The organism is Schlesneria sp. (assembly GCF_036405755.1).
GTDB classification, from domain to species: domain Bacteria; phylum Planctomycetota; class Planctomycetia; order Planctomycetales; family Planctomycetaceae; genus Schlesneria; species Schlesneria sphaerica.
This window is the reverse complement of the sequence record NZ_DASWWZ010000080.1, coordinates 1-6,146: the sequence shown is the minus strand read 5'-3', so window position 1 is coordinate 6,146 and position 6,146 is coordinate 1. Positions and strand designations below refer to the sequence as shown.

5 protein-coding genes are annotated in these 6,146 nt (G+C 57.7%); 4 read left to right on the top strand and 1 reads right to left on the bottom strand.

Features of this window, described 5'->3' with window-relative positions; translation table 11 throughout:
- Both VGE80_RS02715 and trmB read left to right on the top strand, forming a co-directional pair.
- Positions 1 to 336, top strand: a 336-nt coding sequence (locus tag VGE80_RS02715; RefSeq protein WP_440591587.1) for a 3-hydroxyacyl-ACP dehydratase FabZ family protein, incomplete at its 5' end; no start/stop codon positions are given.
- Positions 337 to 701: 365 nt separating this feature from the next.
- A complete protein-coding gene (gene trmB / locus VGE80_RS02710; protein WP_440591586.1) occupies positions 702 to 1,328 on the top strand; it encodes a tRNA (guanosine(46)-N7)-methyltransferase TrmB in 627 nt (208 codons plus the stop codon).
- A gap of 104 nt (positions 1,329 to 1,432) precedes the next feature.
- Here the strand turns inward: trmB and VGE80_RS02705 are convergent, their stop codons facing one another.
- Entirely contained in the window at positions 1,433 to 2,197 is a 765-nt protein-coding gene (locus VGE80_RS02705; RefSeq protein WP_440591585.1) for an ABC transporter ATP-binding protein, read from the bottom strand.
- A gap of 414 nt (positions 2,198 to 2,611) precedes the next feature.
- Between VGE80_RS02705 and VGE80_RS02700 the strand changes: the two genes are divergently transcribed.
- Together VGE80_RS02700 and VGE80_RS02695 are read left to right on the top strand one after the other, a co-directional pair.
- Positions 2,612 to 5,845: a DUF1553 domain-containing protein gene (locus VGE80_RS02700; RefSeq protein ID WP_440591584.1), complete on the top strand. Its 3,234-nt coding sequence runs from the start codon at positions 2,612 to 2,614 to the stop codon at positions 5,843 to 5,845.
- 57 nt (positions 5,846 to 5,902) lie between these two features.
- On the top strand, positions 5,903 to 6,146 hold a 244-nt coding region (locus tag VGE80_RS02695; RefSeq protein ID WP_440591583.1), incomplete at its 3' end, for a hypothetical protein.

Genomic DNA, 6,146 nt, shown 5'->3' with positions numbered 1-6,146 from the left:
AATGAATTTTGGGTGCGGGGCCACATGCCCGACTTCCCCTTGATGCCCGGGGTCGTCCTGTGTGAGTGTGCCGCACAGTTGGCCGGATTCTATGCCCGGAAGTATGAACTCCTCGCAGGAGACTTCCTGGGTTTCGGCGGTATGGAAGAAGTCCGCTTCCGCTCTCCCGTCTTCGTGGGCGATCGCCTGCTGATCATGGTGAAGATGACGAAGCTGCGACCAGGCCGCCGCGCTGAATTCGCGTTCCAGGGTTTCGTGAAAGAGAAAATGGTCTTCAGCGGCGTCATGATCGGCGTCCCCATTCATCGCGATAAACCGCAGACCGGCGACGAATAAATCGGCCCCTCCCCTCGGGGTGGGTGACTGTCTGCTCGCTGCCTCACGCTGCGGACGAACCGCCTGATTTAATAGGTCTCTTGTAACTCGTTTTGGATGAATGAGTTGCAAAAGGTGGGTGGTGGGACGCGCTACCCCTTGCGCTGGCAAGGACGCTCTGTCGATCGCCTGAGGGGGGCTCGCCGGGCTGTTTGCTCCTTAGGCAACACGCCAATCGAATTCCGGTGACGATGTCGCATCGCCGGAAATTCGCTATCATCGTGGCCCTCGTTTGAGCTGCCGAGTTGTCCCTCTTGAGCGGATGCCGGCAGAGTTCCCTACTTGCGCGATCGTTCACGGCGTTGCCCAAACGGGCAGCGAACACAATGCCTCAGCCCGTCGTTGATTTGCACCCCTACTTTGCTCCTCTGGCCGAATTCGAAGGTCTGGTCGATTGGCCAACGATGTTCGGTAACGACCATCCCGTGGAACTCGACATCGGATGTGGTCGGGGGAAGTTTTTGCTCGATTCGAGCCTTGAACACCCGGAGACCAACTGGCTGGGGATTGAGCTCGACTTTGTCGAAGGGCGTCGGGCGGCCAAACGGCTGGCCAAGCGGGAACTCCCCAACGCGCGAGTGATTGGCGGCGATGCAAAACAGTTTCTGATCAATCAGGTTCGTCCGCATTCGGTCGACGCCGCTCATGTTTATTTCCCGGATCCCTGGTGGAAGCGAAAGCACACCAAGCGTCGACTCTTTACGGATGAGTTTGCTGACCTGCTGTCGCGTGTCGTCAAGCCCGGTGGATTCGTCCATTCCTGGACAGACGTCGGCGACTACTTCAAGGTCATCGCCGGGTTGATGAACCATCACGAGGACTTCGTGATCGATGTTCCGCCTCCCGAACCTGTGGGTGGTGATGAGATGAATTTCCTGACGAATTTCCACCGCCGGGGACGGAAATTGGGCTGTGAAATTCACCGAGGTCTCTGGAAGCGCAAGCCCCTGTAATCGTATTACATCGGCGACGCTATAACGTAGATCCTCGAAAGTCCGTGCTCAGCAGTTTCGCGGGTGATCTGCTTCTGCAGGCACAGCCCTGTCCTGACGCCCGTTCAGCGAACCGCATTCGTCGCCAGTTGCGCTTCATGTTGATCGATGAGTTTGAAGAACAGCTCTTCCAGGTCCTGTTGCTGGTGCCGTTCGCGCAGTTCCTCGACCGTCCCCAGTGCCAGAATCTTGCCGCGGTAAATGATGGCGATCCGATGGCAGAGCTTTTCGACCTCGCTCATGATGTGGGTCGAGTAGATGATGCACTTGCCCTGATCCCGTAGGGATTTGACTTCGTCCAGCACGTTGCGGGCGACCAGGACGTCCAGTCCCGAGGTCGGTTCATCAAAGATCAGAACCGGGGGGTCGTGCACGAGCGCGCGGGCGATCGACACCTTTTGTTTCATACCGGTCGACATCTTCGAGCCCAGCACGTCACGAATCGCGTTCATCTTCAGGCGGTCGAAAAGTTTCGCAAGCCGTTCCTGCAGTGACCGTTCGGGGATTCCGTACAGACGACCGAAGTACTGGACCATTTCCCAGGCGGTCATGCGGTCATAGATACCTGTGTTGTTCGAGAGAAACCCGATCCGGGCACGAACCTCTTCGGGTGACTGAGCGACATCGTAGCCTGCCACGCGGGCTCGCCCGCGGGTGGGCTTCAGCACCGTGCTCAGGATTCGCAGACACGTGGTTTTACCAGCCCCATTGGGACCGAGCAGTCCAAAAATTTCACCCGGCTGGACGGTGAAAGTGACATCCTCCAGCGCAGTAAAAAGTCCTGCACGCAGGTCTCCGAACTGCTTGGTGAGTCCCTCAACGTTGATCATCTCATCCACTTTGAGAATGCTCCCGACCAATGCTCGATTCAATTCGCTGCCTGAGGAAATCTGCTTCCGATTTTGCCTGGCAACGGAAAATTCGCAGTCCGTAGGAAACCTGAGTATCGATCAGGCCGAGATTGTGTCAACAGGGGTAGAAAAAGGATCGCGCGTAAAGAAAGCCATGGACGAAGCTGGCTAGACTTCGATGGATTCCGGTGGGATGATAAGTTCTCAGTTCCTCTGCACGTTGACGGGGTGGGCTAGACGGGTGCTACCGACGCCCGCTGTTACGTCTCCTCTCCGGTGGAATGGCGATGAACGGGTACAGGCGGTTGGCTGCTGTACTCGTCATGGCACTTCACGACCTCAACATGCGAGGGGCTCGGCTTGAGACGACTTTTCCCAGAGGCGCAGTGTCAAATGTCGATTCAAAGTCCAATTTCGATTCCTCGTTTACCGGCGACGACGACTGTTATCTGCGTGGTGACCGCAGTGCTTTTCTCCTGCAGAGGACTCTTGCTGGCTGAAGAGCGAGTCGAATTTAACCGTGATATTCGACCGATCCTGTCGGACAATTGCTTCGCCTGCCACGGCCCCGATGAAAAAACGCGGTACAGCGGTCTTCGCCTGGATCTTTCGGAACCCGCCCGTGCGGAACTGGAATCGGGCAAGACGGCAATCGTGCCGGGACGGGTGGACGAGAGCGAAATGATCCGTCGGATTCTGGCGGACGATCCTAACGAAAGAATGCCACCAGCAGACAGCGGCAAGTCGCTCACACCGCGACAGATTGAACTGCTTCGTCAGTGGGTTGCCCAGGGGGCAGAGTATCAGCGGCACTGGTCATTTGTCACACCGCGACGACCTCGTGTTCCAGCGATCTCCAGTGAATGGGCACGGGGGCCGATCGATACCTTGGTGGAAGATCGACTGCGACGCGAGGAGCTATCCCCTTCGGAAGCGGCTGACAAAGAACGGATCATTCGCCGAGTTACGCTCGATCTGACCGGGACACCACCGACCATCGCAGAGGTCGATGATTTCCTGGCGGATACTTCACCTGACGCCTACGAGAAACTGGTAGATCGATTGCTGGCGTCACCCCGCTACGGAGAGCGGATGACGCTGGAGTGGCTCGACGCCGCCCGTTACGCGGATACCCACGGATTTAACAACGACACCACCCGCTATATGTGGCGATGGCGAGACTGGACGATTGAAGCCTTCAATTCGGGGATGCCGTTCGATCGCTTCGTGACGGACCAGCTCGCGGGGGATCTGGTTCCGAACCCGACGCTGGATCAGCGGATCGCGACCGGATTCAATCGAAATCACGTCATCAATTCCGAAGGGGGAATCATCCCCGAGGAATACCGGGTCGAGTACGTCGCGGACCGCGTCCATACGACCTCCACGATCTTTCTCGGCCTGTCGCTGGGGTGTGCCCGCTGCCACGATCACAAATTTGATCCTCTTACGCAGCGCGAGTATTACCAGTTCTTTGCCTTCTTCAATCAATTGAATGAGCAGGGAGAGGCGGGGCGGGTCGGCAATGCGGAACCCATGATCAAGGCACCCACGCGGGATCAGGTTCAGCAGCTGGATCTGATGACCCAGAGACTTGCGACGATGAGTCGATCAATTGACGAGCAGTTGGCCGAAGCCAGCAGGACCATCACGGAATGGGAACCTCGATTGAGAGAGGTCGCGAATACGACCCCGCAGCAGGCCCAGCCTCTATTGCGCTGGACCTTTGACGAGACTGCCGGCAACGAGGTGACTGAGTACCGCGATTCCCTGCGTAAAGGACAAGTGGTGGGGAACCCCGCCTGGACCGCAGGCAAGCTCAACGGAGCGATCAAGCTGGACGGCAACACCTACGTCGAAGCGGGCGACTTTGCTTCGTTCGAGCGAACGGACAAGTTCTCGTATGGAGCGTGGATTCACGTTGAAAACAAAGAGGCCGCAGCCGTCATTGCCCGGATGGATGATGCGGATGCGTTTCGGGGCTTCGATCTTCTTCTGGGGGGCGGGAAACTGACGGCTCATCTGGTCCATCGCTGGCCGGACGAAGCTTTGCATGTCGTTTCCAAGGCAGAGATCCCCGTCAATCAGTGGACCCATGTGTTCGCGACCTATGACGGATCATCAAAGGCCGAGGGCTTCAAACTGTATATCAACGGTCAGCGGCAGGAAGTGGAAATCACCCATAACCTGCTGACGGCGACGACGAAGACCGAAAAGCCCCTGCGAATCGGTCGGCGTAACCCCGGGGCTCCGTTCAAGGGGCTGATTGATGACGTCCGGATCTATGATCGGGAACTGACGTCACAGGAAGTGCTGGAAGTGGCAGAAGCGGACATCCTTCCTGATCTGCTTGCCATCAGTGCAGACCAACGGACGTCCGAGCAGACCCAGACGATCGTGAAGACCTACCTGAAGCGTTTCAATCCTGCGTTCCTGTCTCTGACCGAACAGCATGCCGAACTTGATAAACGGCGAAGCGAGTTCGAGAAGTCCCTTCCGTCAGCGATGGTCATGCAGGAAATGCCTGAACCACGAAAGACGTTCCTGCTTGGACGTGGTCAGTACGACGCGCCGGAAGAAGAAGTTCAGCCCGACGTACCCGCCAGTCTTCCCCCCTTCCCCGCGAGTGCTCCACGAAATCGGTTAGGACTCGCTCAATGGCTGCTCAGCGCTGATCACCCGCTGACCGCGCGCGTTGCGGTCAATCGGGCGTGGATGACGTTCTTTGGGGACGGTTTGGTGGAAACCGTCGAGGACTTCGGCTCGCAGGGGCAGTGGCCCAGCCATCTGGACCTGCTCAACTGGCTGGCGGTCGAATACCAGCAGGGCAGCGGTGGCGATGCCAGCTCCGGCCTTGAGCCACGTCGCTGGGATACCAAGGCCCTGCATCGGCAGATTGTAACCTCTGCGACCTACCGCCAATCGTCTCGTGTCTCACGCGAACTGCTCGAACGGGATCCGTCGAACAAACTGCTGGCCCGAGGACCGCGGCACCGACTTCAGGCAGAGCTGATTCGGGATAACGCACTGGCCCTGGCGGGTTTGTTAAGTGATCGCAGCGGAGGCCCCAGTGTCTCACCCTATCAGCCGGCGGGGCTGTGGGATGATGTGGCGGTGGGGGCCGACTACGAAGGAACCGTCTACAAGCAGGACAAGGGAGAGGGGTTGTACCGAAGGAGTATGTACACATTCTGGAAACGAACCTGTCCTCCACCGGGGTTAAACACCTTTGATGCCCCGGAACGTGAAGTCTGCACCGCTCGTCGTTCTCGCACGAATACTCCACTACAGGCCCTGGTGCTCTTGAACGATCCCACGTATCTGGAAGCCGCGCGCAAGCTGGCGGAGCGAGCGATCACAGCCGGCGGTACGACGGATGAACAGCGAATGGAATTCGCATTCCGGCTGGCAATGTCGCGCAAAGCGACCCCTGCAGAAATCAAGGTTCTACTGAAATCGTTGCAGCAGCGACGTGAACACTATCGGCAGGATGCTGCCGGGGCGAAAGAATTCCTTTCCGTGGGTGAGTCGTCACGAGAAGCTCCTGTCGAGGACAGCGAACTTGCGGCGTGGGCTTCAGTGATGAGTTTAATTCTCAATCTGGATGAAGCGATCACCAAAGGGTAGGTGCACGTGACGCGGTCCTTGTTGGAAGATCAACAACCTGAATGAGTGCTGGAAAACATGCTCCGTAACATCTTTGCACTGTTCTTCCGCTCGCTTCGTAGCGACAGCCGCTCGCTCTGGGTGCATCTGTCATGGTTGTTTCTGCTGCTGGTGATCTACCTGGCGCTGTTATCGGCACAGGAGCAGAGTCGCTACACCGGGGCGCCAGGCCTTGAGTTCTTTCGGATCGTGATTTACCTGGACCTGGCGTTCGTAACGTTGCTGGGGGTCAGCTTTTTTTCCAGTGCGATCTCGGAAGAAA

What these genes read in the sequence shown, in the direction of transcription:
- trmB (WP_440591586.1), top strand. Translation starts at nt 702, where the DNA reads ATGCCTCAGCCCGTCGTTGATTTGCACCCCTACTTTGCTCCTCTGGCC.
- VGE80_RS02705 (WP_440591585.1), bottom strand. Translation starts at nt 2,197, where the DNA reads ATGATCAACGTTGAGGGACTCACCAAGCAGTTCGGAGACCTGCGTGCA.
- VGE80_RS02700 (WP_440591584.1), top strand. Translation starts at nt 2,612, where the DNA reads ATGTCGATTCAAAGTCCAATTTCGATTCCTCGTTTACCGGCGACGACG.